Origin of the sequence: Pseudomonas sp. Marseille-Q1929 (genome assembly GCF_017316265.1) — a bacterium.
Classification (GTDB): domain Bacteria; phylum Pseudomonadota; class Gammaproteobacteria; order Pseudomonadales; family Pseudomonadaceae; genus Aquipseudomonas.
The window spans coordinates 1-25,876 of record NZ_JAFLWU010000028.1; the positions used below are offsets into that span (position 1 = coordinate 1).

Here is a 25,876-nt window from a genome sequence, read left to right on the forward strand (position 1 = left end):
CCACCACCGCCTCCTCCGCACCCGGATGATTGGTATCACCCCTGGGCGGCGGCAGCGGTGGTCGGGGCCACCACGGCAACGATCCTCGCCATCGGCACCCAGGTCAGCGCGGTGCCGGCGGAATGTGTGTCGGTGGTCGCCAACGGCGTGGCCTACCAGCATTGCGGGCCGACCTGGTATCAGCCGCGTTACGTCGGCAGTTCGGTGCAGTACATCGTGGTCGCCGCCCCCTGGTGATCCAGCCTTTCAAGGAGCAATGGCATGACAGCGCTCGATGATGTGAAGGCCTTGCAAGCCAGCATGGCCGAAAGTGTCCTGGGCCAGGACCAGGTGATCCGCCAGATCCTGCTCGGCCTGTTGGCCAACGGTCACCTGTTGCTGGAAAGCCTGCCGGGGTTGGCCAAGACCCGCACCGTCAAGGCCCTGGCTCGGCACCTGGACGCACAGATGAGCCGCATCCAGTTCACCCCTGACCTGCTGCCGTCCGACATCACCGGCGCCGAAGTGCTGCACCAGGTCGACGGCCAGAACCAGATCCGTTTCCAGCCCGGGCCGTTGTTCGGCAACCTGATCCTCGCCGATGAAATCAACCGCGCCCCGGCCAAGGTCCAGGCCGCGCTGCTGGAAGCCATGGAAGAACGCCAGATCACCGTGGCCGGCGCCAGTCACCCGTTGCCGCCGTTGTTTATCGTGATCGCCACACAAAACCCCATCGAGCAGGAAGGCACCTACCCGCTGCCGGAAGCGCAGATGGACCGCTTCGTGATGAAACTGCTGCTGGATTACCCCAGCGCCGACAATGAAAGCCAGGTGTTGCGCCTGCTGCGCGAAGAGGAACAGGCCACTGCGACCCAGGCCATCCAGGGTTTCACCCTGGCGCAGGCGGTGATCTTCGCCGCGCGCCAGGAAGTCAGCGCGATCCAGGTCTCCCCGGCCATCGACCGCTACCTGATCGACCTGATCAACGCCACCCGCCACCCTGGCGACTATGACCCCGACCTCGCGCGCTGGATCAGCCTCGGCGCCAGCCCCCGTGGCGGCATCGGCCTGGACCGCTGCGCCCGTGCCGATGCGTGGTTGCAGGGCCAGGCATTTGTCACCCCGGACAACGTGCACGCCGTGCTCCACCCGGTGCTGCGCCATCGCCTGCAACTGAGCTATGACGCGGTGGCCGATGGCGTCAGCGCGGATCAGGTGCTGGACCGCCTGCTGAGTACAGTGGCGCTGCCCGCATGAACGCCGACGGCCTGGTCTACGTCAGCCTGGCGCAGTTGATGGCCTTGCAGTTCCAGGCGCGGGGCTTGAGTTTTGTCGCACGTCAGCCACAAGGCAGCCTGCTGGCCGGCAACCACGCGTCACGTCTGCGCGGGCGCGGCCTGAACTTCGATGAACTGCGCCGCTATCAACCGGGTGATGACCTGCGCCATCTGGATTGGCGCGCGTCGTTGCGCACCGGCAAACCGGTGGTGCGCACCTTCACCGAAGAACGCGACCGCCCGGCGCTGATTGTGGTGGACCAGCGCATGTCGATGTTTTTTGGCTCGGTGCGCAGCTTCAAATCCGCCGTCGCCGCCGAACTGGGCGCGCTGGCCGCGTGGATGGTGTTTGACGCCGGGGACCGGGTCGGCGGGCTGGTGTTCAACGATGCACGCATCGACAGCGTGGCGCCGTTGCGCAGTCGCAAGCGCGTGGAAGCCTTGTGCAGCCGTATCGCGCAGCACAACGCCGAGCTTAAGGCCAGCAATGCCGACCACGAGGGCGACAGCCGACTAGACAGGGTATTGCAGCAATGCCTGGCCGTGGCCGGGCATGATCACCTGATCTGCCTGGTCAGTGACTTTGCCGGCGCCGGCCCGCGCACCTTGCAACTGCTGCAACAACTGTCGGCGCACAACGACGTGGTGGCGTTGCAGGTGTACGACCCCTTGGCGCTCAACGTGCCCAGCAGCGGGCAATTGCTGATTACCCAGGGTCAACTGCAAGTGGAACTGGCGGTGAGCCAACGCAAGGTGCGCCAACCCCTGGGGGATTTTCTCGGCGGGCGCCTCAAGGACGTCGCCAGCCTGCTGCGCCGCAGCCAGGTGCCGCTGTTGATGATCAGCACGGCCCTGCCCGCAGCCGTGCAGTTGCGCAATGAGCTGGGGAAACGCCGGTGAACGCCCATGTGCCGAGCATCGAACAACTCCAGGAGTTGAGCCTGCCCGCGCCCATCAGTTATTGGCCGCAGACCTGGGGCTGGGGCGTCTTGTTGGGCCTGCTCGTGCTGGGGTTGTTGGTATTGGGCGTGCGCCAGTGGCTGCATTGGCGGCGCAATGCCTATCGGCGCGAAGCCTTGGCGCAGTTGGAACACATCCGTGATCTGCGCGAGCTACCCGCCCTGCTCAAGCGCGTCGCCCTGTCGATGCCGCTGACCCCGCAGGAGCACCAGCGCGTGCCCACCTTGCGCGGCGCCGAGTGGCAAGCCTTCCTGCAACGTCATGCCGGTGCGCCGGTGCCTGAGGACTTCAGCGAACAACTGGCGCAACTCGCCTACGGCGCGCCAATTCTTGCCGTGCAACACCCGCAATTACTGGCCCAGTGCAAAGCGTGGGTGGAGCAACACCATGTGGCAGCTTGACTACCCCTGGTTGCTGCTCATGCTGCCGTTGCCGTGGTTGGCCTACCGCTATTTGCCCGCGTACCACGAAGCACGCAGCGCGGTGCGGGTGCCGTTTTTTCGTGGCATGAGCCAGGCGGTCGGTGAAGTCCCCGCTACCCATGGCGCACGCACCAATCGCCCGCAGTTGTGCCTCAACCTGCTGGTCTGGGCCCTGTTGGTGCTGGCCATCGCCCGCCCGGTGTGGGTGGAAAAACCCATCGAGCGCCAGCAACCGGTGCGCGACTTGATGCTGGCCATCGATATTTCCCAGTCCATGCAAACCCAGGACTTCACCGACGCCGACGGGCACAAGATCGACCGCCTCGCCGCTGTCAAACAGGTGGTGCAGGGCTTTATCCAACAGCGCAAGGACGACCGCATCGGCCTGATCCTGTTTGGCAGCGGCGCGTTTCCCCAAGCGCCGTTGACCCTCGACCACACCAGCCTGTCACGCTTGCTGGACGACAGCGGCATCGGCATGGCCGGGCCCAATACGGCGATTGGCGATGCCATCGGCCTGGGCCTCAAGTTGCTCGACCAGGCCCACGAGCCGCAAAAAGTGCTGATCCTGCTCACCGACGGCAACGACACCAGCAGCGCAATCACCCCGGACCACGCCGCCGACATGGCCGCCGCCAAGGGCGTGGTCATCCACACCATCGGTATCGGCGATCCCCAGGCCAGTGGTGAAGCCAAGGTCAACCTCAGTGCCTTGCAAGGGATTGCCAGCGCCACCGGCGGCCGCTATTTCCGTGCCGAGGACCGCGACAACCTCAAACAGGTCTACGCCACCCTCGACATAATCACCCCGCATCAAGTCAACACCCTCAGCCACCAGCCCAAGCGCGACCTGTTCTGGTGGCCGCTAGGGGCGGCGCTGGTGTTGCTCACGCTGTATCACCTGGGCGCAGCGCTGTGGTCGCAACGGTTCAAACGGGAGGTGGCGGATGGACTTGAGTGAGTTCCACTTCCTGCGCCCCGCCTGGCTGTTGCTGGCAATGTTTGGCGCGTTGTTGCCGCTGCTCTGGCGGCGTAGCCGTGACCTGCAACGGCGCCTGCGCGGCCATATCGCCCCGCACCTGTTGCCGTATCTGCTGCTTACGCCCAGCGACCCGCATCGGTTGCGCCCGGTGCATCTGCTGAGCGCCGTGCTGGTGCTAGGCGCCGTCACCGCTGCCGGGCCGACCTGGCAGCAGGACCGCCCGGGTTTTCTCGAAAACCGCGCGCCGCTGATCCTCGCCGTGGACCTGTCGCCGTCCATGGACACCGCCGATGTGCCGCCCACCCGGCTGACCGCCACCAAACACAAACTGCACGACCTGATCCAGCGCCGCAAAGGCGCGCGCACGGCCCTGCTGGTGTATGCCGGCAGCGCGCATCTGGTGTTGCCGCCCACCGATGATCCCGCCCTGCTCGACACCTTTATCCAGGCGCTGAGTACCGACCTGATAGACAAGCCGGGCAAGGACGTCGCCGGGGTGATCGGTCAGGCCCAGCGCTTGCTCGGACAGTCGCCTGGCACGTTGCTGCTGGTGACCGATGGCGCCGCGCAACTGCCCACACTCAAGGAAGATTCGCTGCAAGTGCTGGTCCTCGGCCTGGGCAGCAGCCCCACGCTCAAGCAACTGGCCGCGGCCACCCACGCGCCGCTGGCCAGCCTGACCCTGAATGACGACGACCTGGACTGGATCGAACGCCACGCCCAGCAACATTTCCAGGCCGCCGACGAGCAACAGCGCCTGTTGCAGTGGAAAGACGCCGGCTATTGGCTGTGCTGGCCGTTGTTGTTGCTGGTGCTGTTCAGCGTACGGCGCGGCTGGAGCCTGAACTGGACCGCCGTGTTGCTGCTGGGCCTGCTGTTGCCGCCGACGCAGGCCGAGGCCAACCCGTTCCTCACGCCGGACCAGCAAGGCCGCTGGGCCTTCGAACACCACCACTACCCCGAGGCCGCCGCACGGTTTGTCGACCCGTATTGGAAAGGCATCGCCGCCTACAACGCCGCCGACTACGACCTGGCCCAAGCCACCTTCGCCACAATGAACACGCCGCAAGCGGCGTTCTACCTGGGCAATATCCAGGTGCGCCGCTTCAAGTTCGATGACGCCATCAGCGCCTATCAACACGCCTTGCAACTGCAAGCGGATTTCCCCGAGGCCAGCGCCAACCTGGCCCTGGCAATTGCCTTGAAAAAGGACACCGAAAGCGCGGCGAACAACACCCCCGAGGTCAAGCCCGATGAAGTCAAGTTCGACAAGGCGCCCGGCAAGGGCCAGAGCAAGACGGTGCAGACTGAACAAGCGAACAACGACGCGCTGTGGTTGCAAAACCTGACCACTTCGCCGGCCAATTTCCTGCGGCGTAAATTCGCCCTCCAGGACCAGGCGGTGCAACCATGAATCGCTGCTGTGGCGTGCTGTTGCTCCTCGCCGGGCCGTTGTGGGCGGCCGAACCGCAATTGCGGGTGCAGGCGCAGTTGCTGCCGGGCAGCTCGGTGGTGGTCGGCGAACAGCTGCAGGTGCAAGTGGATGTATTGACCGACACCTGGTTTACCGCTGCAGCGACCCTGCCAGACCTCAAGTTGCCCGGCGCGCGAGTGCAGCCGCCCAATGGCGAAGCGCAGCACACCACCCAGGTGATCGACGGGCAGACCTTCTACGGCATGCGCTATAGCTACAGCATCACGCCGAACGTGGCGCAACACTTCAACGTGCCGGCGCTGACGGTCAGCGCCCAACCCGGTCAAGCCAGCGCGCCGTTGAGTGCGCAGAGCCTGCCGTTGGCCTTTGACGCGACCCTGCCCCCAGGCTTCGCGCCTGGCGAGCCGGTGCTGGTGGCCAGTGCCGTGCGCTTGAGCCAGACCCTTGAGGCCCACGACCTCAAGGTCGGTGACAGCCTGACCCGCACCCTCACCCTGCAAGCCGACAACACTCCAGGCTTGTCGCTGCCCCCGCCAAGCACCGTGCCGATCAACGGCCTGCGCCTGTACCCGCAAGCGCCGAGCATCAGCAACCTCGACGATGGGCGCGGCGCCGTCACCGGTGGTCAGCGCATCGACCATCTGGTGTTCCGCGTCGAACAAGGCGGCCATTACACCCTGCCGGCCATCAGCGTGAAGTGGTGGGACAGCCGCAACCATCGCCTGCAAGTGGCGCAATGGCCGGCGCTGACGGTCGAGGCCCAGGCGATCAGCACCTACACGCCGACGTTTGCCATCGAACAGCGGCACGGGCAATTCCCCCGGCAGTGGCTGCTGTGGATCGCCTCCATCGCGGTGCTGATTCTCGCGGGTTATCTGTTGCATGTCTTATGGCCGCGAATGGCGCGGACCTCGCGAAATACGTGGGCTGCATTGCGTTGGTGGTGTCGTCGACTACGCTTGCTTCCACTGAACCCCCGTCACGAAAAGGACTTCCCATGACGTCGCTGCGTTCTGCCCTGCCCCTGTTCCTGCTGTTGAGCCTGCCCGCCTTCGCCGCCGACCCGTTGCCCTCGTGGCACGAAGGCGCAAACAAAAAACAGATCATCGAGTTCGTCCAGGCGGTCACCACCGAAGGCTCCAAGGACTACGTCAAACCCGCCGAACGCATCGCGGTGTTCGACAACGACGGCACCCTGTGGACCGAACAACCGGCGTATTTCGAGGTGCTGTTCGCCTTTGACGAAGTCAAGCGCCTGGCGCCCCAGCACCCCGAGTGGCAAACCACCCAACCGTTCAAGGCGGTGCTGGAAGGCGACCATCAGGCGCTCACCGCCAGCGGCATGGACGGCCTGCTGAAAATCATCGGCGCCACCCACACCGGGGTCAGCACCGAGGCGTTTATCGATAACGCGAAAAACTGGCTGAAACAGGCCCGTCACCCCAAGACCGGCAAGCCCTTCGACCAGATGATCTACCAGCCCATGCTGGAAATGCTCGACTACCTGCGCAGCCAGCAGTTCAAGACCTACATCGTCTCCGGCGGCGACACCGCGTTTATGCGCGCGTTTGCCGAAGAAGTGTACGGCGTGCCACCGGAGCAGGTGATCGGCTCGAATTTCGTCACCCAGTACCAACTCAAGGACGGCCAACCTCAGGTACTGCGCACCGCCAAGCTGGCCCATAACGACGACGGCCCGGGCAAGCCGGAAAGCATCGACGCCATCATCGGTCGCAGGCCGATCCTGGCCTTCGGTAACTCCGACGGCGACCTGCAAATGCTGCAGTGGACCGCCGCCGGCAAAGGCAAGCGCCTGATGGGCCTGGTGCACCACACCGACGCCCAGCGCGAATGGGCCTATGACCGCAATTCTCAGGTGGGGCGCCTGGACAAGGCGTTGGACCTGGCCAAGACACAGCACTGGACCGTGGTGGACATGGCGAGCGACTGGCGCCGCATCTACCCGTTCGATCCAGCTGTGCAAGCAGATGTGCAATAAGCAAACACGCAGGTCGCATGCACTGCGACTCAAGCCCTACCAAGGAGCAAGTCTTATGACTCGCATACGTAAGTGGCTGCCGAAACTCGCGCTGGTAGCGGTTTCGGTGATAGGGGCCTCGGCATCCGCCTGGGCCGCTGAAAAGCCGAATATCCTGGTGATATTCGGCGATGACATCGGGCAGACCAACATCAGTGCCTATTCCATGGGCGTGGTGGGCTACAAGACCCCGAATATCGACCGGATCGCCAAGGAAGGCATGATGTTCACCGACTATTACGCGGAGAACAGCTGCACGGCCGGGCGCTCGTCGTTTATCACCGGGCAGACGCCGTTGCGCACGGGCCTGTCCAAGGTCGGCGCGCCGGGGGCGTCGGTGGGCTTGCAAAAGCGCGACATCACCATTGCCCAGGCCCTCAAGTCCCTCGGCTACGCCACCGGCCAATTCGGCAAGAACCACCTGGGCGACAAGGACGAGTACCTGCCCACCAACCATGGTTTCGATGAGTTCTTCGGCAACCTCTATCACCTCAACGCCGAAGAGGAGCCGGAGCGCCCCTATTGGCCCAAGGACGACGCCGCCTTCGTCAAGGCCAACTCGCCCCGTGGGGTGATCCACAGCTTTGCCGACGGCAAGATCGAAGACACCGGCGCCTTGACCACCAAGCGCATGGAAACCATCGACGATGAAACCACGGCCGCCGCCCAGGCGTTCATCAAGAAACAGGCCGAAGCCGACAAGCCCTTCTTCGTGTGGATGAACACCACGCGCATGCACTTGTTCACCCACGTGCGTGACTCGATGAAAGGCCAGAGTGGCATGCCCGGCAACGAATACGCCGACGGCATGGTGGAACACGACGGCGATGTGGGCAAACTCCTGCAAACCCTCGACGACCTGAAAATCGCCGACAACACCATCGTGGTCTACACCACCGACAACGGGCCGAACCAGTTCTCCTGGCCGGATGCGGCGACCACGCCGTTTCGCAATGAGAAAAACTCCAACTGGGAAGGCGCCTATCGCGTACCGGCGATGATCCGCTGGCCGGGCAAGATCAAGCCGGCCGAGGTCTCCAACGAGATGATCTCGGGCATGGACTGGTTCCCCACCCTGCTGGCGGCTGCGGGGGATACCGAGGTCAAGGACAAGTTGCTCAAAGGCTGGGCACCGACTTCCGGTGGCGCGAGCTTCAAGGTGCACCTGGACGGTTTCAACCAGCTGCCGTACCTGACCGGCCAGCAACCCAAAGGCGCCCGCGACGAGTTCTACTACTTCAACGATGACGGCGTACTGGTCTCGGCGCGCTTTGGCAACTGGAAGGCGGTGTACTGCGAACAGCGCGCGCCCGGTGGGTTCAAGGTGTGGAGCGAGCCCTTCGTGTGCCTGCGGGTGCCGAAGATCTTCAACCTGCGCATGGACCCATATGAACGTGCGGACGTGGTCTCCGATCAGTATTACGACTGGAGCACGAAAAACGTCTACCTGGTGGCGGTGGCGGTGACCAAGTCGGCGAAGTTCCTGGAAACCTTTGTTGAATACCCGCCGAGCCAGAAGCCTGCGAGTTTTAGCATTGATCAGATTCGTTCAGCGGTGGATGCGAAGATTGCCGAGAAGACAAAAGCAGGCAGTGCTCAATAACTGACACAACACAGGGCAAATGTGGGAGCGGGCTTGCTCGCGAAAGCGGTAATTCAGTCAGTATATTCGGCGACTGGCACACCGTCTTCGCGAGCAAGCCCGCTCCCACAGGGTTCTCTACGCAATTTGGGATTTGGTTATGACCACACGCACCGCCAGCAAGCCGATAACCGTCAGCCACACCCCTTCAATCCTCATCCCCGCCCTCCTCCTGTTCATCTCTGGCGGCGCGGCGTTGGTGTACCAGGTGCTGTGGATTAAGCAACTGTCGCTGGTGGTCGGCGTGGAGGTGTACGCAATCACCACCGGCATCAGCGCATTTTTTGCCGGGCTGGCCCTCGGTGGTTTACTGTTCGGCCGTTTGGCGGACCGCTTCGCGCGGCCGCTGCTGTTGTATGCCGGTCTGGAATTATTGGTCGCCCTGTTCGGCGTTGGCGCCACATGGGCGCTGGGCACGGCGGCCGAGCCGTTTGCCTGGCTGGAAGCCCGTATCGGCCTGCTGGCCTGGGCGCTGCCGTTTGCCCTGGTGGGCCTGCCGGCGTTGTTGATGGGCGGTACGCTGCCGGTGCTGGTGCGTGCGCTGAACATCGACGCCAAGGGCTTGAGCCAGGTCGGCGGGCACTTGTATGCGGCGAACACGGCGGGGGCGATTGTCGGTACGTTGCTCACGGCGTTTGTGCTGATCGCGCAGTTTGGCGTGCGTGGCAGTGCGCTGGTGGCGGCGCTGTTCAACCTCGTCGCGGCGGCGGGCGCGTTGGCCGCTGTGCGTCATCACGCGCCGGTGGTGGTTGCGCCCACGCGCGGTGAAGCGCCTGCGCGCCTGGCCCTGGTGTTGTACGCCATCGCCGGCGGCGTGGCGTTGGGGTATGAGGTGGTGTGGTCGCAATCCATCGTACAGTTCATGAGCACGCGCACTTATGCGTTTGCCGTGGTGCTTGCCACTTATCTGTGCGGGCTGTTTATCGGCAGCCAACTGATGTCGCGCCGGGTGGAGCGGATTCGTGATCCCTGGGGTGTATTCGGCCTGTTGATCGCGGGCGCGGGGCTGGTCACGTTACTGGAAATCGCCCTGCTCGGACGCTGGCTGGTGCTGCTGCAAACCCAGGCCGAGGCGCTGGTGTTGGGCCTGGGCGGCAGCGAGTTGCCAGGGATGAGCGCGCGCTTTGCAGTGGCGGCGTTGTGCATCGTGTTTGTGCCGACGCTGTTGCTGGGCGCGGCGTTTCCCCTGGCGCTGCGCCTGAGTGTCGGCCACCGCCATGTGGGGCGTGATGTCGGTGCGGTCGTGGCCTTCAACACCTTGGGCGGGATCGTCGGGGTGATACTCTGCGGTTTTGTGCTGATCCCCTGGCTGGGGTTGGTGCGCACCTTGGGGTTGCTCGCCGTGATTGCCGCCGGTGTAGGCTACCTGGCCGTGCGCCGGGGCCATGGCGTAAAAAAAGGCCGGCGCCAAGCGGTGGTCGCACTGGGCTTGGTGTCACTGGCCATAGCACTGCTGACACCGGTGGATCGCCTGGCGAAATTGCTGCCGGGGGCGCGTAATGCCAGCCTCGCGTTTTATCAGGAAGGCCGTGGCGCGACGGTCGCGGTGGTCAGCCAAGGCCAGGGTGCGCGAGCGTTTCAGCGCCTGTATATCCAGGGCGTGTCCAATACCGGTGACGCCATGCCGTCCCTGCGCTATATGCGGGTGCAGGCGTTGCTGCCGCTGTTGATTCACAACGGTGAACCCAAGTCGGCGCTGGTGATCGGCTTTGGCACCGGGATAACCGCCGGCGCGCTGCTGCGTTATCCCGGCCTGGAACAGCGTGTGGTCGCCGAGCTGCTACCTGCGGTGATCGACGCGGCGCCGCTGTTCAAAGGCAATTTCAATGCGGCCACTGACCCTGGCATCGACCTGCGCCTGCGCGATGGTCGCCAGGAGTTGCTGCGCAATCCGCAGGCCTATGACCTGATTACCCTGGAACCACCGCCGCCCTCCGCTGCTGGCGTGGTCAACCTGTATTCCCAGGATTTCTATGCCTTGGCGGCCACGCGCCTGGAGAAAAACGGCCTGCTGGCCCAGTGGCTGCCGTTGCAGACGCAGAACATCGACGATTCCCGCGCGCTGGTGCGCAGCTTCCTGAATGTGTTCCCGTATGCCTCGCTGTGGACGAGCGAATTTCACGAGATGCTGCTGGTGGGCTCTCGCGACCCCATCGAGTTGGACGCGACGCGCATCCGCCAGCGTTTCGCACAACCCGGCGTCAGCCGTGCGCTGGCCGAGGTGGGCATCGACTCGGCCGCCACCTTGCTGGCGACCTGGGTCACCGATCGCCACGGCCTGGAGCGCTTCGCCGCTGATGCGCTGCCGGTTACCGATGACCAGCCGCGCATCGAATATGCGCCGTGGGTACGCAGCAAAGAGATCAGCCGCGTCTTGCCGGCCCTGCTCGACCTGCGCGTGCCCGCACCGCTGCTCAACGCCGACGCCGCCTTCAGCCGCACCCTCGCCGCCGAACAGCAGCGCCTGATGCAGTTCTACCGCGCGAGCCTGCACGCCTACGACGGTGATCGCGATGCCTGGGGGCGTGACATCCGGGAGGTGTTGCAGCAGGACAGTGCCAACCCGTACTACCGCTGGTTTTGCGCAGCGCCTTGTGGGAGCGGGCTTGCTCGCGAAGGCGGCGTGTCAGCCAATGCATCAGGTAACTGAACCAGCGCTTTCGCGGGCAAGCCCGCTCCCACAGGGGATTGGGTTTACACGCCAGATCAGGTTGGCACCGCTCAAAAATGTGGGAGCTGGCTTGCCTGCGATGTCGGCGTGTCAGCCAATACTTCAGGTGACTGAACCAGCGCTTTCGCGGGCAAGCCCGCTCCCACATTGGTTTTGTAGTGCTGCGGGATTTAGTGTTTTTTCAGCTTTACATAAGACTGATGCAGGTCCGACGCCCAACCATCAATCACGCTTTTGACATCGTCGGCCTTCATCACCTGGGCTTCATTGGCCAGCGGCTTGCCGGTGCCTTTGCGTACCACTTGGGCGATCACCTTGCCACTGGCACCGTCGAGGAACTGCGCCTCGGTGCCCAAGGTGGTTTCCTGGTCACGGTGGCCAGACGCGGTACTGGCGGCGGCCACGACCAGCGCGACGGGGATGTATTCGTAGGGTGCGAGGGCTTCGGTCTTGCTGCTCACGGCGGTGATCGCCGCACGCACCACAATCACCCCGGGGCCAGGCGCGTTGGCCAGTGGCAGGGATTTTTCCAGCTCACGCTTGAGCGCCTGGTTGTAGTAGGTATTGATGCCGTTGAGGGTACTTTTCGGAATCTTCGCGGTTGCTTGGGGCTTGGGATAGAACTGGGTCGGCTCGACGTAGACGGCGGTGTAGCGGCTCAGGTCCAGCTTGGGATCGACCCAGCGCATCACCTCGGCACCGGACGGTGACTGGGCTTGCTTGAGGTGGCTGTAGTCCGAGAGAAAGCCGGAATACTCGTCCGGTTGGGTGACTTTGCTGGCACAGCCTGTCAGTCCGAGCGAGGCGACACACAGCGTGCTGATCACTAGCCTTAGTTTCATCATTGAACTCCCTGGCGGTCATCACTGAAACATTGAGCTGTAGGTATAGCCAACTCTGGGGAAATAGCCGTTATTTCATGTCCCGGGTTTGACAGACCTGTGACCTGCGTCAAAGCTGCACACAGCTTAAGCGCGCCGTAGAGCGTCCACGCATCAAGACAGCGGAAGTCGGAATGCCAGAGCCCAAAAAAGCCAAAAAAGCCGTACCCCACCGTGATGCATCCCGTCGTTACCTCTACCCCGTATTGATTGTGTTGCTGTTGTTGGCCATGGCCGGGATCTGGTTTTTCCTGCAAGCCAGTACGCCTCGGTTGTCAGCACCCGTTGTCGCCGCCAAGCCAGCGGCGATTGCCCCGGCGCAGATGGTCGATGAGCAACAGTGCCAGGGTTGCCACCAGGCCCAGGCCAAGGACTGGCAAGGCTCCCACCACCAATTGGCGATGCAGGTGGCGACGGCGCAGACGGTGCCGGCCGACTTCAATGACGTCACGTTCAGCGCCGAAGGCGAGACCACGCGGTTTTATCAACGGGGCGCCGAGTTCTGGGTCAATACGCCGGGCCGCGATGGCCAGGCTGCCGACTTCAAGGTGGCGTACACCTTTGGCATCGCGCCGTTGCAGCAATACCTGATCGACGTCGGCGACGGTCGCCTGCAAGCCCTTGGCGTGGCGTGGGATATGCAGCAGAACCGCTGGTTTCACCTGTACCCGGGCCAGGGCGTGAACTTCAAGAACCCGCTGCACTGGAGCAAACCCAGCCAGAACGCCAACTTCATGTGCGTGGAATGCCACACCACCGGCTACAAACGTAATTTCGACCCTGTGAAAAATAGCTTCGACAGCCAATGGAACAGCCTGGGCGTCGGTTGCCAGGCCTGCCACGGCCCGGCCTCCAACCACCTGCAATGGGCGGCGAAAAAAGGCGACCTGCTGCACGCCGGCTTCGCCGTGGACCTGAAGGACAAGGACGCCACCGTTGAAATCGAAACCTGCGCCCGCTGCCACGCGCGCCGCGCTCCATTGGGCGATGGGTTTACCGTCGGCAAACGGCTGATGGACGACTACCTGCCTAGCGTGCTGACCCGCGAGCTGTATGCCCTGGACGGCAAGATCAAGGATGAAGTGTTCGAACACGGCTCCTTCGCCCAAAGCAAAATGGCCGAAAAAGGTGTGCGCTGCAGCAACTGCCACAACCCCCACAGCAATGAACTCAAGGCCCCGGGCAACGCGGTGTGCCTGCAATGCCACAACACCGCCGGCAAGACGCCCATCGCCACGGTGGATGGACGCGGCTTGCAGGCCAAGGACTACGACTCTGCCGCGCACATGGGCAAGACCGGCGCCTTTTGTGTGGATTGCCATATGCCCGGCAAGGTCTACATGGGCAACGACTTGCGCCATGACCACAGTTTCAGCATCCCGCCCGGCGCCCGTGATGTGCTCAAGGCACCCGCCTACGCCGAAAGCATGGCGCTGATTCGTGGCGGCCAACCGGGCGCCGCCCAGGCGCTGTATGAGCAACTGGCCCGTGGCAACCTGCCGGCGATCCAGCGTGCAACGTTGCTGGTCGAGCTGCCCAATTACCCCAGTGAACAGGCGTTGAAACTCGCCACCCAGGACCTTGGCAACCCGGCGCCGCAGGTACGTGAAAGCGCCGTGCGCGCGGTCAGCGCCCTGCTCCCGCCGCCGGAGCGTGTCGCCCTCTATGGGCCATTGCTGCGTGACCCGGTGCGCGCCGTACGCATCCTCGCCGCACGGGATCTGCTCAGCGTGCCCGGCCAAGGTCAGGCCTGGAGCAGCGCCATCGCCGAATACGAACAGGTGCAACTGAGCCTGCTGGAGCGCGCCGAAGCCAACCTCAACCTGGCGATGCTCTACCAGGCCAGCGGCCGTGGCGACAAAGTCGAAGCGCAGTTGCGCAGCGCCCTGCTGCGCGACCCGGATTTCTTCCCGGCGCTGGTGACCCTGGCGCAGTGGCTGGAGGCCAATGGCCGTGGGCAAGAAGCGCGAGGCCTGATCACGGATCAGTTGGCGCAACACCCGGACGCGGCGCTGTTGCAACACACCCGCGGCTTGATGGCGATTCGCGCCGGTGACTCCGCGAGCGCCATGGCGTATTTGCGCAACGCCGTGCGCCTGGAGCCGACCAGTGCCCAGTACGCCTTTGTCCTTGCGGTGGCGCTGCATGACAGCGGCAAGGTCGACGAAGCCTGCCAGCAACTGGAAAACCTGCTCCAGCGCCAGCCGTACAACCGTAATGCACGGCTGTCGCTGATCCAGTACTACCTGGAAAATGGCCAGGAGCCAAAAGCGCAGGTGGTCATGCAGAGCTGGAAAAAACTCAACCCAGGCGATCCTGCGCTGAAGTAATCAGCCGCGTTCGCGCGGGATCAGGCTCTGCAACTGCGACGCCAGGAAATTCGCGTCAAAGCCAAAGGTGTCCGGGTCCTTGAGGCCGTTGGTCTTTTTCCACAGCCAATCGTGCTTGTCCGCCGGCAGCACCAGCGACACACTGCCGTGGCGGGCGGCGGTCAGGCCCATCACCGACACCGAGATCAGCGCACCTGCGCCCATCACTTCCGGCACAAACTCGACGCTTTTGCCGGTGATCTGCACCGTGAGTTTCTCGGTCTTGAAGGTCGAGGTCTCCAGCGGCACGCTGGGGCCACTGGCGACGTAGGCTTCACGGTGCACTTCCAGCAAGCCCACCTGCTTGACCGGTTCCAGCCACTGCTCGATCTGGCCGAACAACTCGCCGAGCTTTTGCGCCCAACGGGCGGATTGCACGTCGAATTGCTGCTTCTTGTGCGCTTCGCTGTCGGCGTAATGACGAAGCATCTCGCCCAGTTGTTGTACGTCGTCCATTGCGGATCTCCTCCGGTGAGCCAGGTTGCGTAGGCTGATCATGGCAGATGCAACGCTGGCGCGTATGACTAACGCCTCACGCGTCCATCAACCGCCCTGCATAGACCCGCTCCTTGAAGGGCTCCAGGCCGATGCGCTGCACAGTGTCGACAAAGCGCTCTTCACTCTCGCGGTAACGCACAAAGGTGTTGATCACCCGTGCGATCACATCGGGAATTTCGGCCGCGCTGAATGAGGGGCCGATCACTTTGCCCAGCGCACTGTGATTGCCCTGGGCGCCACCCAGGGTGACCTGGAACCACTCGCTGCCGTTTTTATCCACGCCCAGGATGCCGATATTGCCGATGTGGTGGTGGCCGCAGGCGTTGATGCAACCGGAGATGTTCAGGCTGATCTCGCCGAGGTCATGCAGGTAATCCAGGTTGTCAAAACGCTGCTGGATTGCCTGGGCGATGGGGATTGATTTGGCATTGGCCAGGGCGCAGAAGTCGCCGCCTGGGCAGGCAATGATATCGGTCAGCAGGCCGACGTTCGCCGCACCCAGGCCGTGGGCGCAGGCCAGTGCCCACAAGGCATGCAGGTGCTCCTTGGGTACGTCCGGCAGGACGATATTCTGTTCATGGGCGATGCGGATTTCGCCAAAGCCGAAGCGCTCCGACCACTGCGCCACCGCGTCCATTTGCTCGGCGGTGACGTCACCGGGCGGTGCGCTGATCCCCGGTTTGGTGGACAGCACCACACTGGTATAGCCCGCGACTTTGTGCGGCATTACATTGCGGCTGACCCAGCGGGCAAACGCGGGGTTTTCCGTCAACGCGGTGCCGTAGGCCAGGCTGGTGCCCGGCAGGTTTGCATAGGTGGGTGGAACGAAGGCCGCGGCCACGCGTTCGTACTCGGCGTCGGTCAATTGCGCCGGGCCGTCACGCAGGTACTGCCACTCCTCCTCAACTTCGCGGGCAAACGCCTCGATGCCCAGGGCCTTGACCAGGATCTTGATGCGCGCCTTGTATTTGTTGTCCCGGCGACCATGGCGGTTGTACACCCGCAGCACCGCCTCGACGTAGGACAACAGGTGCTGCCACGGCAACCCCTCGCGGATCTGCACCCCAAGGATCGGCGTGCGCCCCAGGCCGCCGCCTACCATCATGCGCAACAGTTTGTTGCCCTGGCGGTCGTGGTAAAGGTACAGGCCGATGTCATGCATCATGATCGCGGCGCGGTCGTCACGGGCCGAGCAGATGGCGATCTTGAACTTGCGCGGCAGGAACAGGAATTCCGGGTTGATGGTCGACCATTGGCGCAGGATTTCCGCCAGTGGGCGCGGGTCCAGCAGTTCGTCGGCGGCCACCCCGGCAAAGGCTTCGGTGGTGATATTGCGCACGCAGTTGCCGGAGGTCTGGATGGCATGCATGTTGACGTGGGCCAGGCGTTCGAGGATATCGGGCACCTGATGCAATTCGATCCAGTTGAACTGCAGGTTCTGCCGCGTGGTGAAGTGGCCGTAGCCGCGGTCGTAATCCCGCGCGATGCTCGCCAGGGTGCGCAGTTGTTCGGCGCCCAGCGTGCCGTAGGGAATCGCCACCCGCAGCATGTAGGCATGCTTTTGCAGGTACAGGCCGTTTTGCAGGCGCAATGGCAGAAACTCTGCGTCGCTCAAGTCCCCCGCGATATAGCGCCGGACCTGGTCACGAAACTGCGCCACGCGCTCGAACACCAGCGCCCGGTCGTATGCGTCGTATTGGTACATATCACGGCCTCATCAAATGATGGGGCGACTATGCACCGACGGCGCAGTGCGTTGAAGATTCAGGTGCAGTCTTAAAAAGCGGATCAGATCGCCTGAAAGCCGCGTTTTCAGGCCAAAGCAACTGATCCGCAGGAATGAGCTTTTTCTGAGTCTGTTTTGTTTTACCCACCCTTCCTACAGTGCCCGCCACTTGGAACCGTGGGAGGACTGAGCATGAGCACAGCAACAATCGGGCAGGCCTATAACTATAAAGTCGTCCGTCAATTCGTCATCGCAACTATCGTTTGGGGCGTGGTCGGCATGGCCATGGGCGTGTGGATCGCCTCGCAACTGGTGTGGCCCGAGATGAACCTGGACCTGCCCTGGACCACCTTTGGCCGCTTGCGGCCCTTGCACACCAGCCTGGTGATCTTTGGTTTTGCCGGCAGCGCACAGTTTGCCGCCAGCTATTACGCGGTACAGCGCACGTGCCAGGTGCGGCTGTTTTCGGATCGCCTCGCCGCGTTTACCTTTTGGGGTTGGCAGTCGGTGATCGTAATCATGCTGATTAGCCTGCCGCTGGGCTACACCACCACCAAGGAATACGCCGAGATCGAGTTCTCCGGCGCGGTGTGGATGGCCGTAGTATGGGTGGCTTACGCGGTGGTGTTCTTCACCACCGTGGTGCGGCGCAAGGCCAGGCACATCTATGTGGGCAACTGGTTTTTCGGCGCGTTTATCCTGGTGATCGCCATGTTGCACGTGGTCAATCACTTGGCGATTCCGGTGGATTGGTTCAAGTCCTACCCGGTGTATGCCGGGGCGACCGATGCGATGGTGCAGTGGTGGTATGGGCATAACGCCGTGGGGTTTTTCCTGACAACAGGCTTCTTGGGGATGATGTACTACTTCGTGCCGAAACAAGTCGGGCGGCCGGTGTATTCCTATCGCTTGTCCATCGTGCACTTCTGGGCGCTGATCACCCTGTATATCTGGGCCGGCCCCCACCATTTGCACTACACCGCGCTGCCGGATTGGGCGCAGTCATTGGGCATGGCGATGTCGCTGATCCTGCTGGCCCCCAGCTGGGGCGGGATGATTAACGGCATGATGACCTTGTCAGGCGGCTGGCATCAGTTGCGCACCGACCCGATCCTGCGCTTTCTGGTGCTGTCATTGGCGTTCTACGGCATGTCGACCTTTGAAGGGCCGATGATGGCGATCAAGACCGTCAACGCCCTCTCCCACTACACCGACTGGACCATCGGCCATGTCCATGCCGGCGCGTTGGGCTGGGTGGCGATGATCACGTTCGGCGCGCTGTACCACATGATCCCCAAGGTGTTCGGCCGCGAGCAGATGCACAGCGTGCCGCTGATCAACCTGCACTTCTGGCTCGCCACCATCGGCACGGTGCTGTACATCGCGTCGATGTGGGTCAACGGCATCACCCAGGGTTTGATGTGGCGCGCAGTGAACGATGACGGCACCCTCACCTACTCGTTTGTCGAGGCGTTGCAGGCCAGCCATCCGGGGTTTGTGGTGCGTTTTGCCGGGGGCGTATTTTTCCTCACGGGCATGCTGCTGATGGCCTACAACACCTGGCGCACGGTACGTGTGGCGGATGCGCGCCTGGCGCAGCTCGACGCGCGGATCGCCTGATGTGGGGCTGGCTGATGCTGCTGTGCCTGTATGGAGCGGTGGAGTACTGCTTGCGCGGGCAATCCGAGAAAAGCCTGGATGAAGCCAGCCTGATCCCCTTCGCCGACGACCCGGACGTGGCGCGGCGGGTGGAACAGGCCACCGGCAAACAGGTGAATGCCGTCGCGCCGGAGCAGGCCAAACCGGGTTGGATCAACCTGGACATGTAAAACTGCACCGGTCAAATGGCGGGCAACTGCGTATGACTATTCGGCGGCCGATGGGTAAGGTGGAGCGACTTTCCTTGTAAGGAGCATCGCATGCGCACCATCGGCCTGATCGGCGGCATGAGCTGGGAGTCCAGCGCCGAGTATTACCGCATCATCAACCAGCGTGTACGCGACCAGTTGGGCCCGCTGCGCTCGGCGCAACTGTTGATGTACAGCGTGGACTTCGGCCCGATGGAGCAAGCCCAGCAGGCCGGGCGCTGGGACGACACCGCGCTGATCCTTGAAGATGCCGCGCGTCGCCTGCAAGCCGGTGGTGCCGATTGCGTGGTGTTGTGTACCAACACCATGCACTTGGTGGCGCCACGTATCGAGGCGGCGGTGTCGATTCCGTTCCTGCATATTGCCGATGCTGCTGGGTTGGCCGCAGTGGCAGCCGGTACGCTGACGGTCGGCCTGCTGGGCACGGCGTTCACCATGGAGCAGGACTTTCTCAAGACGCGCCTGGCCGCGCACGGTTTGACCGTGTTGGTGCCTGAGGCGGACGAGCGCCAGGCCGTGCACCGGATCATTTACGAGGAATTGTGTGTCGGTGTAATCAGCGACGCTTCGCGCCAGGTCTACCAGCGAGTGATCGAGTCCCTGGCCGCGCGCGGCGCCCAGGCGATCATTCTCGGTTGCACGGAAATCGGCCTGCTGATCAAACCGGAGCACAGCGACCTACCGCTGTTGGACACCACCGAGCTGCATGCGCAGGCTGCGGTGGCGTTTGCGTTGCAGGACTAAGCCGATTGGCGCAGGCGCGCCATGCTCACGGTATCGACGAACACGCCGTCGCGCAGGGCGAAATCGCGCATGCGGCCTTCAACCTCGAAGCCGAATTTGCGGTACAGCTGCTGCGCGGCTTCGTTGTCGGCGTACACCGTCAGCTCGACGCGGCGCAGGTTCATCCAGTTGTCGGCCACGTCCAGCGCCGCCGCCAACAGCCGCGAGCCCACACCCTTGCCCTGCCAGGCCGGCGCCACGCCCATGCCGAACGAGCCGACATGACTGCGGCGTACGCGCAGCAACTGTTCCAGCCCCAGTTGGCCGATCACCTCGCCGCCATGCACCGCCACCAGCTGTAGGCGCCGCTCGTTGTCCAGCTCCAGCTTGTTGCGCCACGCCTCCACCGACTGGAAAGGCATTTGCAGCACCTGTCGGCACACCGCCGGTTCGTTATAGAGCGCGGCGACGCCCTCAAGGTGGGCCTCGGTAAAGCGCTGGATGACGATATGGGGTTCAGGCGTGTGCATGGTGTTTCATCCTTTGAAAGACACGTGGCCGACCAGTGTAGAGGCCGCGCCTGCCCGCTGGCTAGGGGGCCGGAACCGTGGACCACAACGACGGCCAATCACCGTAGAACACACCCGTGCAGCGCGGCATCATGTGAAACTCACTGAGCCGGAAGGACTTGCCGTCGAATACCCAGACGCCACCCGCGCCACAATCACCAATCCCACGCTGCTTATAGAAATAACTCAGGGTACCGGTGGCTTCGTCATAGCCGGCCGAGCCTTGTAGCGCTGCGCCGTCCATGGGCAACGGTTCGAGGTCAAGCAGGGTTTCGGTGTAGGGCGCTTGCCGCTGCCGGCTGCTGACGGCGTACTCGCAGTTGTAGGCCGCGCAGTCATAACGCACCACTGTCATCGCCTGCTCTGCGGTGAGGGCGCCAGCGTGGGCCTCCGGTTCGCCCTCTGCCGGTGTGACTGCCTTCAAGGCGGCGGCTACCAGCCCGGCCTGTTCTTGTGCGGTCAACGGTGGCACGTGAGTGAATTGGCGCAACACCGGTGTCGGCAAACGCGGCGGCACGTCACTGGCCGCGCCCTTGCCCGGTCGGGCGAGCGCGGTGGTGTTGTCTACCCGCCCCTGCACGGCATCCATCAGCAGCAATGACGCACTCAATCCGCTCAGTGAAACGTGCGCCTGCTCATCGCCTGGCAGCTGTAAGCGCTGGCCATTGCGCAGCCGCTGTAACCAGCGCCGTGCCGCCGCCTCGTCGATCACCCCGAAGGACTGCGCTTCGGGATCATTGCCTTGATCGTCCAACTCAACCTGCAAATCGCGGGTCAGCTCCAGCCCTAGAGGCTGGCCGTCCAACCGCAAAGCAGAAAGATCCACGCCCTCGCCACGATGATCGAAGCGCAAGCGCAGATACCCCTCGGGCCCCGCTTGGTGCCAGATATGCAGGGTCAGCGAGCTGTAGTCTTCTTCATCGACACCACTGGGGGCACTGAGAGCGTGGCAATTGCGCAGGTTGTCGCAACCGACGACCCACTGCTTGATTTCCCGTAGCAGTGGCACGGTTTCAGCAGGTGGTTGAGCGAAGGCTTGGGAGGTGGCGCCAGTCAAGAACAGGGCCAGCAGTGCGGGGCGCAGCATGGGGACTCTCCGTGTCGAAAAATGGCGCGGATTGTCCCATGTCTGTGAGCTCGCGTCAGCGTCGAGCGGCGGTACGCCACACCCGCGCAACATCCGCCGCACGCTCGCGCAACAACCTTGGCGCCTCGCTGCACGCCTGCTCCAGGCTCATCGGCCCGGAAGGCAAGGCGAACGCTGCTTCCACACCGTGGGCGTACATCTGTTCGTAGCCATCACCCAAGGTCCCGGCGATGACGATCACCGGGACGTTGTGCTGCTTCGCGATGCGTGCCACGCCAAAGGGGGTTTTACCGCGCAGGGTCTGGGCGTCGAAACGGCCTTCGCCGGTGATCACCAGGTCGGCGCCTTGCACGGCGGCATCCAGGCCGACCAGGTCGGCGACGACTTCGACGCCGGCGCGAAATTGCGCGCCGAGGAAGGCTTTGGCCGCAAACCCTAAGCCACCAGCCGCGCCGCTGCCGGGTTCGTCGCGTACGTCTTTATCCAAGGCGCGCGCGCAATGGTCGGCGAAGTGGCCGAGGGCGGCGTCCAGCTGTTGGACTTGCGCGGGATTCGCGCCTTTTTGCGGGCCGAAAATCGCTGAAGCACCGTGCGGGCCGCAGAGTGGGTTGTTGACGTCGGCGGCGATTTCAAAACGCACGTCGGCCAGACGCGGGTCCAAGCGCTCAAGATTGATCCGGGCCAGGCGCGACAAGGCCAGCCCACCCGGTGGCAACAGCTGGTCCTCAGCGTCGAACAGCTGTACGCCAAGCGCCTGCATTGCGCCGGCGCCGCCGTCGTTGGTGGCACTGCCGCCAATCGCCAGGATGATGCGCTGGGCGCCGAGGTCGAGGGCGGCGCGGATGAGTTCGCCGGTGCCAAACGTGGTGCTGGAGCAAGCGTCGCGTTGCCCCGGCGGAACCAGTTGCAGGCCGCTGGCTTCGGCCATCTCGATAATTGCCGTGTGGCTCTCGGCCAGCCAACCCCAATGGGCTTCGACCGTGCCGCCCAGCGGACCTTGCACGGTTTGGCTGCGCAACTCGCCGTTGCACGCCGCGAGTACCGACTCAACCGTGCCTTCACCACCATCCGCCATCGGGCATTGCACCAACTGCGCATCGGGCCAGACCTCGGCCAAGCCTGCCGCGATGGCTTGGGCCACGCCTTCTGCACTCAGGCTGTCCTTGAACGAGTCGGGGGCGATGATGATTTTCATGGGCTTTCTCCGGTTTTTATAACGCCCATGCTGCCAGTTGGCAGCGACAATGACGCCGGTCAGATGCACAAGTACGCTTTGGCTTTGTTGTTCATTCCTACAAAGCCTGGGGTAAGAGTTGCACCCCCAGATAGAGGGCGAGCATGCCGTCCAGGGTCAATGGATCGACGCCGCTGAGTTCGGCGATACGCTCCATGCGATAGCGCAAACTATTGCGGTGGATGCCCAGGGCGTCGGCGCAGGCCTGGCTTTGCCCGTCGTGTTCGCACCAACTGCGCAGGGTCGCCTGCAATTGACCGTTGCTGTCCTTGGCCAGCACTTTGCGCAGGGGGTTGAGCAACTCGTCCAGGGCGTCATCGTTGCGATGGCGCCAGAGCATCACCGGCAGGCGAAAGCGGTTGAGGGTGAGCAGCCGGGAGTGCGGCAGTACATCGCGGCCGTAGGCGAGCAAGTCGCCGACCCGACGGTAGCAACGACGCAGGCCGGCCAGGCCATCCGCCTGCCCGCCGACGGCGACGCGCAAGACGTTCCAGCCCAGGCCTTCGAGTTTTTCCAGCAACCGTGGGTTGTCCACTTGCGCCGCCGCTGGCCGACACCAGAGCAGGGAAAACTGCGCCGAGCTGACACACCAGCTGTCCGGGTAACGCGAGGTCAGCCAGGCACTCAAGGCTTCGGCCGATTGGCCCGGGCCCAGTTCAAACAGGTACGGCGTGCGCGCCAGCTGGGGCTTGAGCCCCAGTTGCTGGGCTTCGTCCACCAGGCGCGGGGAGTCGCCGGTTTCGGCGAGGAGCAACGCCAGCAGGTCATCACAACGCTGGCGTCGCCATTGTTGTTCGACTTGCTGGTGGCGGTGGCTGACGAGCATTTCAGCGGTCATGCGCACCAGTTCGGCGTAGGTGCGCAGCCCTTCCGGTTCGCCGGTAATGCCCAGCACGCCGATCAGGCGTTGGTCGTGCAGCAGCGGCAGGTTGATGCCCGGTTGCACGCCCTTGAGGTGCTTGGCGGTCTGGCCGTCGATCTCTACCACGCGCCCATTGGCCAGCACCAGTTGCGCGCCTTCGTGGCGGGTGTTGATGCGCTCCGGCTCGCCGCTGCCGAGAATCAGGCCCTGACTGTCCATGACATTAACGTTATAGGGCAGGATGGCCATGGTGCGATCGACAATATCCTGCGCCAAGTCATGATCGAGCTCGAACATGGGGCTAACTTCCTGAAAGGTGGTTGTTCACTGGCACAGCGCAAAGGGTCCTTCGCTGTGCGTGGGCACAAAGACAGTACCCCGTCACGTCGCCGAGACTGTTTGGGCGATCAACGTTAACCTCGCATCGCAAAAAATCATAATAAAGAGAGACTGCCATGTCACAGAGCGCCACTGCCGCACTGGCCACCGATGACGATAAAAACGCCATCTACAAGCGCATCACCCTGCGCCTGATCCCCTTCATCTTTATCTGCTATCTGTTCAATTACCTCGACCGGGTAAACGTTGGCTTTGCCAAGTTGCAGATGCTCGATGCCTTGAAGTTCAGCGAAACCGTCTACGGCCTGGGCGCCGGGATCTTCTTCATCGGCTACGTGCTGTGTGGCGTGCCGAGCAACCTGGCGCTGACCAAGTTCGGCCCACGGCGCTGGATTGCGCTGATGATGATCGTGTGGGGGACGTTGTCCACGTGCCTGCTGTTCGTCACCACGCCGACACACTTCTACACCCTGCGCCTGTTTACCGGTGCCGCCGAAGCGGGCTTCTTCCCCGGTGTGGTGCTGTACCTCTCGCAGTGGTTCCCCACGTTCCGCCGTGGGCGGATCATGGCGCTGTTCATGTCGGCGATCCCGGTGTCTGGCTTGCTGGGCAGCCCGTTCTCCGGCTGGATCCTCAACCACTTCGCCGCCGGCCAAGGTGGCCTCGCGGGCTGGCAGTGGATGTTCTTGCTGCAAGGCGTGCCGACCGTGATCCTTGGTGGCCTCGCCTACTTCCTGCTCAGCGACAGCTTCGCCAATGCCAAATGGCTCAAGCCCCACGAGCGTGCCGTGCTGGAGGCCGACCAGGCCACCGACTTGGCCAACAAACCGAAAACCACCACCGACTCCCTCGCTGAAGTGTTCAAGAACCCGGCGATCTGGGCCTTCGGTCTGATCTACTTCTGCATCCAGAGCGGCGTGTACGCGATCAATTTCTGGCTGCCGTCGATCATCAAGAACCTGGGCTTCAGCGATAACCTGGTGATCGGCTGGCTGAGTGCGATCCCGTATCTGCTGGCGGCGGTGTTCATGTTGCTGGTGGGCCGCTCTGCCGACTTGCGCAAGGAGCGTCGCTGGCACTTGGTGGTGCCGATGCTGATGGGCGCCGTGGGGCTGTTGATCGCGGTGAATTTCGCCACCACGCCGGCCATCGCCATTCTGGGCCTGACCATCGCGACGATGGGCGCCCTGACCGGCCTGCCGATGTTCTGGCCGGTGCCGACCGCAATGCTGAGTGCCGGCGCGGCGGCGGGTGGCTTGGCGTTGATCAACTCGATGGGGCAGATGGCTGGGTTCCTCAGCCCGTATATCGTCGGGTTTGTGAAGGATGCCACCGGGTCTACAGATATTGCGTTGTACTTGCTGGCAGCGGTGATTGTGGCCGGCAGTGTGCTGGCGCTACGAATGACCTGCACCCTCAAGGCCTGATGCGGTCAATGTGGGAGCTGGCTTGCCTGCGATAGCGGTGTTGAATTCACCAATGCTATCGCAGGCAAGCCAGCTCCCACACAAGCCGGGCCCCACAGGTTTATTCTGGGGTTACAACAGGCCGCCGCCGTCGATGTCGATGACGGCGCCGCTCATGAAGCCATTCTCCATGGCCAGCACATACCCCGCCGCCACTTCCTCAGCCCGCCCTACCCGCCCAACCGGCAATGCGCCGCCCGCCTTGGCGAACATCGCCAGGCGCTGTTCCTCCGCCAACCCCGCATACGCCGGCGTGTCGATCACCCCCGGGCTGATCACATTGACCCGACGCGGCGCCAACTCCTTGGCCAATTGCTTGCCCAGCGCTTCAGTCGCCGCGTTGATGCCGACCTTGATGAACTGCCCCGGCACGAGCTTGCGGCCCAGTTGCCCGGAGGTCAGGCTGATGCTGCCGCGCGCGTCGAGGTGAGGCAGCGCCAGTTGGATCGCCCGCAACGCGCCCCAGAGTTTCACGTTGAAGTTGTCCTGGGCTTCGTCCAAGTCGGTCTCGGCCAGGGTTTTCGCGCGCACGCTCGGCCCCGAGGTGTAGACCAGATGATCGAAGCGCCCAACGCCCTCGAACAGGCGTTGCAGCGAGGCAGCGTCGGTGACGTCCACCGGCTCGCTGCGCAGGCCGTTTTCACCACCCGATGCCAGGCGCCGCCCGGCCAATACCACCTGCGCGCCTCGGGCAGCGGCGGCCTTGGCCACGGCGGCACCAATGCCGCTGCTGCCGCCGATGACGATGACGGTTTTGCCATTAAGGGAAGAAGTCATGGAGAAATGTCCTGGCTGAAAAAGTGAGCGTTCATCTTCCCAGCTTGGCAATCAGCGAAAAATCCCGGTAA

Annotated in this window: 22 protein-coding genes and 1 pseudogene; 15 read left to right on the plus strand and 8 right to left on the minus strand. The window is 63.4% G+C overall.

Features of this window, described 5'->3' with window-relative positions; all coding sequences use genetic code 11:
* The 10 genes and pseudogenes from J1G37_RS23790 to J1G37_RS23835 form a co-directional block, all read left to right on the plus strand.
* A pseudogene (locus J1G37_RS23790) lies at nucleotides 1–237 on the plus strand (hypothetical protein); the annotation flags it as partial.
* A 24-nt stretch (nucleotides 238–261) separates the two neighbouring features.
* Nucleotides 262–1,236, plus strand: coding sequence for a MoxR family ATPase (locus J1G37_RS23795; RefSeq protein ID WP_207045702.1), 975 nt, complete (start codon nucleotides 262–264; stop codon nucleotides 1,234–1,236).
* The gene (locus J1G37_RS23800) at nucleotides 1,233–2,156 is read left to right on the plus strand and encodes a DUF58 domain-containing protein (protein ID WP_207045705.1); all 924 of its coding nucleotides are present in this window, start codon (nucleotides 1,233–1,235) and stop codon (nucleotides 2,154–2,156) included. Before J1G37_RS23795 ends, J1G37_RS23800 begins: the two co-directional genes overlap by 4 nt.
* Nucleotides 2,153–2,617 (plus strand): DUF4381 domain-containing protein, encoded by a 465-nt coding sequence (locus J1G37_RS23805; RefSeq protein ID WP_207045706.1) that lies wholly within the window; start codon nucleotides 2,153–2,155, stop codon nucleotides 2,615–2,617. The genes J1G37_RS23800 and J1G37_RS23805 overlap by 4 nt, the downstream gene beginning before the upstream one ends.
* Nucleotides 2,604–3,599, plus strand: coding sequence for a VWA domain-containing protein (locus J1G37_RS23810; RefSeq protein ID WP_207045708.1), 996 nt, complete (start codon nucleotides 2,604–2,606; stop codon nucleotides 3,597–3,599). Before J1G37_RS23805 ends, J1G37_RS23810 begins: the two co-directional genes overlap by 14 nt.
* Nucleotides 3,586–5,034 (plus strand): VWA domain-containing protein, encoded by a 1,449-nt coding sequence (locus J1G37_RS23815; protein ID WP_207045710.1) that lies wholly within the window; start codon nucleotides 3,586–3,588, stop codon nucleotides 5,032–5,034. Before J1G37_RS23810 ends, J1G37_RS23815 begins: the two co-directional genes overlap by 14 nt.
* Nucleotides 5,031–6,056, plus strand: a complete 1,026-nt coding sequence (locus tag J1G37_RS23820) for a BatD family protein (protein WP_207045712.1) — start codon at nucleotides 5,031–5,033, stop codon at nucleotides 6,054–6,056. Before J1G37_RS23815 ends, J1G37_RS23820 begins: the two co-directional genes overlap by 4 nt.
* Complete coding sequence (locus tag J1G37_RS23825; protein ID WP_207045714.1) at nucleotides 6,053–7,054, plus strand: HAD family hydrolase; 1,002 nt, start codon at nucleotides 6,053–6,055, stop codon at nucleotides 7,052–7,054. Before J1G37_RS23820 ends, J1G37_RS23825 begins: the two co-directional genes overlap by 4 nt.
* Before the next feature lie 55 nt (nucleotides 7,055–7,109).
* Nucleotides 7,110–8,696, plus strand: a complete 1,587-nt coding sequence (locus J1G37_RS23830) for an arylsulfatase (protein ID WP_207045716.1) — start codon at nucleotides 7,110–7,112, stop codon at nucleotides 8,694–8,696.
* A 139-nt stretch (nucleotides 8,697–8,835) separates the two neighbouring features.
* Complete coding sequence (locus J1G37_RS23835; RefSeq protein ID WP_207045718.1) at nucleotides 8,836–11,385, plus strand: fused MFS/spermidine synthase; 2,550 nt, start codon at nucleotides 8,836–8,838, stop codon at nucleotides 11,383–11,385.
* 191 nt (nucleotides 11,386–11,576) lie between these two features.
* Here the strand turns inward: J1G37_RS23835 and J1G37_RS23840 are convergent, their stop codons facing one another.
* On the minus strand, nucleotides 11,577–12,248 hold the full coding sequence (locus tag J1G37_RS23840; RefSeq protein ID WP_207045720.1) for a DUF3313 domain-containing protein: 672 nt from the start codon (nucleotides 12,246–12,248) through the stop codon (nucleotides 11,577–11,579).
* Between the two features lie 173 nt (nucleotides 12,249–12,421).
* Between J1G37_RS23840 and J1G37_RS23845 the strand changes: the two genes are divergently transcribed.
* The gene (locus J1G37_RS23845) at nucleotides 12,422–14,617 is read left to right on the plus strand and encodes a tetratricopeptide repeat protein (RefSeq protein ID WP_207045721.1); all 2,196 of its coding nucleotides are present in this window, start codon (nucleotides 12,422–12,424) and stop codon (nucleotides 14,615–14,617) included.
* Here J1G37_RS23845 and J1G37_RS23850 read toward each other — a convergent pair whose 3' ends face one another.
* Together J1G37_RS23850 and J1G37_RS23855 are read right to left on the minus strand one after the other, a co-directional pair.
* The gene (locus tag J1G37_RS23850) at nucleotides 14,618–15,112 is read right to left on the minus strand and encodes a hypothetical protein (RefSeq protein WP_207045722.1); all 495 of its coding nucleotides are present in this window, start codon (nucleotides 15,110–15,112) and stop codon (nucleotides 14,618–14,620) included.
* A gap of 76 nt (nucleotides 15,113–15,188) precedes the next feature.
* Nucleotides 15,189–16,859, minus strand: coding sequence for a nitrite/sulfite reductase (locus J1G37_RS23855; protein WP_207045723.1), 1,671 nt, complete (start codon nucleotides 16,857–16,859; stop codon nucleotides 15,189–15,191).
* A gap of 213 nt (nucleotides 16,860–17,072) precedes the next feature.
* Here J1G37_RS23855 and ccoN point away from each other — a divergent pair, with 213 nt between their 5' ends.
* The 3 genes from ccoN to J1G37_RS23870 all read left to right on the plus strand — a co-directional run bounded on the left by ccoN (nucleotide 17,073) and on the right by J1G37_RS23870 (nucleotide 19,492).
* Nucleotides 17,073–18,500 (plus strand): cytochrome-c oxidase, cbb3-type subunit I, encoded by a 1,428-nt coding sequence (gene ccoN, locus J1G37_RS23860; protein WP_207045724.1) that lies wholly within the window; start codon nucleotides 17,073–17,075, stop codon nucleotides 18,498–18,500.
* Entirely contained in the window at nucleotides 18,500–18,709 is a 210-nt protein-coding gene (locus J1G37_RS23865) for a cbb3-type cytochrome c oxidase subunit 3 (protein WP_017735569.1), read from the plus strand. Before ccoN ends, J1G37_RS23865 begins: the two co-directional genes overlap by 1 nt.
* 90 nt (nucleotides 18,710–18,799) lie before the next feature.
* Nucleotides 18,800–19,492: an aspartate/glutamate racemase family protein gene (locus tag J1G37_RS23870; protein WP_207045725.1), complete on the plus strand. Its 693-nt coding sequence runs from the start codon at nucleotides 18,800–18,802 to the stop codon at nucleotides 19,490–19,492.
* Here J1G37_RS23870 and J1G37_RS23875 read toward each other — a convergent pair.
* The 4 genes from J1G37_RS23875 to J1G37_RS23890 all read right to left on the minus strand — a co-directional run bounded on the left by J1G37_RS23875 (nucleotide 19,489) and on the right by J1G37_RS23890 (nucleotide 23,520).
* The gene (locus tag J1G37_RS23875; protein ID WP_207045726.1) at nucleotides 19,489–20,001 is read right to left on the minus strand and encodes a GNAT family N-acetyltransferase; all 513 of its coding nucleotides are present in this window, start codon (nucleotides 19,999–20,001) and stop codon (nucleotides 19,489–19,491) included. The genes J1G37_RS23870 and J1G37_RS23875 overlap by 4 nt on opposite strands.
* Nucleotides 20,002–20,062: 61 nt before the next feature.
* Complete coding sequence (locus J1G37_RS23880; RefSeq protein ID WP_207045727.1) at nucleotides 20,063–21,127, minus strand: DUF1176 domain-containing protein; 1,065 nt, start codon at nucleotides 21,125–21,127, stop codon at nucleotides 20,063–20,065.
* Between the two features lie 55 nt (nucleotides 21,128–21,182).
* Complete coding sequence (locus J1G37_RS23885) at nucleotides 21,183–22,322, minus strand: glycerate kinase (RefSeq protein ID WP_207045728.1); 1,140 nt, start codon at nucleotides 22,320–22,322, stop codon at nucleotides 21,183–21,185.
* Nucleotides 22,323–22,419: 97 nt separating this feature from the next.
* Nucleotides 22,420–23,520, minus strand: coding sequence for a sugar diacid recognition domain-containing protein (locus tag J1G37_RS23890; protein WP_207045730.1), 1,101 nt, complete (start codon nucleotides 23,518–23,520; stop codon nucleotides 22,420–22,422).
* Between the two features lie 158 nt (nucleotides 23,521–23,678).
* Between J1G37_RS23890 and J1G37_RS23895 the strand changes: the two genes are divergently transcribed.
* Complete coding sequence (locus J1G37_RS23895; protein ID WP_207045732.1) at nucleotides 23,679–24,989, plus strand: MFS transporter; 1,311 nt, start codon at nucleotides 23,679–23,681, stop codon at nucleotides 24,987–24,989.
* A gap of 111 nt (nucleotides 24,990–25,100) precedes the next feature.
* Here the strand turns inward: J1G37_RS23895 and J1G37_RS23900 are convergent, their stop codons facing one another.
* Nucleotides 25,101–25,805 carry an SDR family oxidoreductase gene (locus J1G37_RS23900; RefSeq protein WP_207045734.1) on the minus strand — a complete coding sequence of 235 codons (705 nt, stop codon included), beginning with the start codon at nucleotides 25,803–25,805 and terminating at the stop codon, nucleotides 25,101–25,103.
* Between the last annotated feature and the right edge of the window lie 71 nt (nucleotides 25,806–25,876).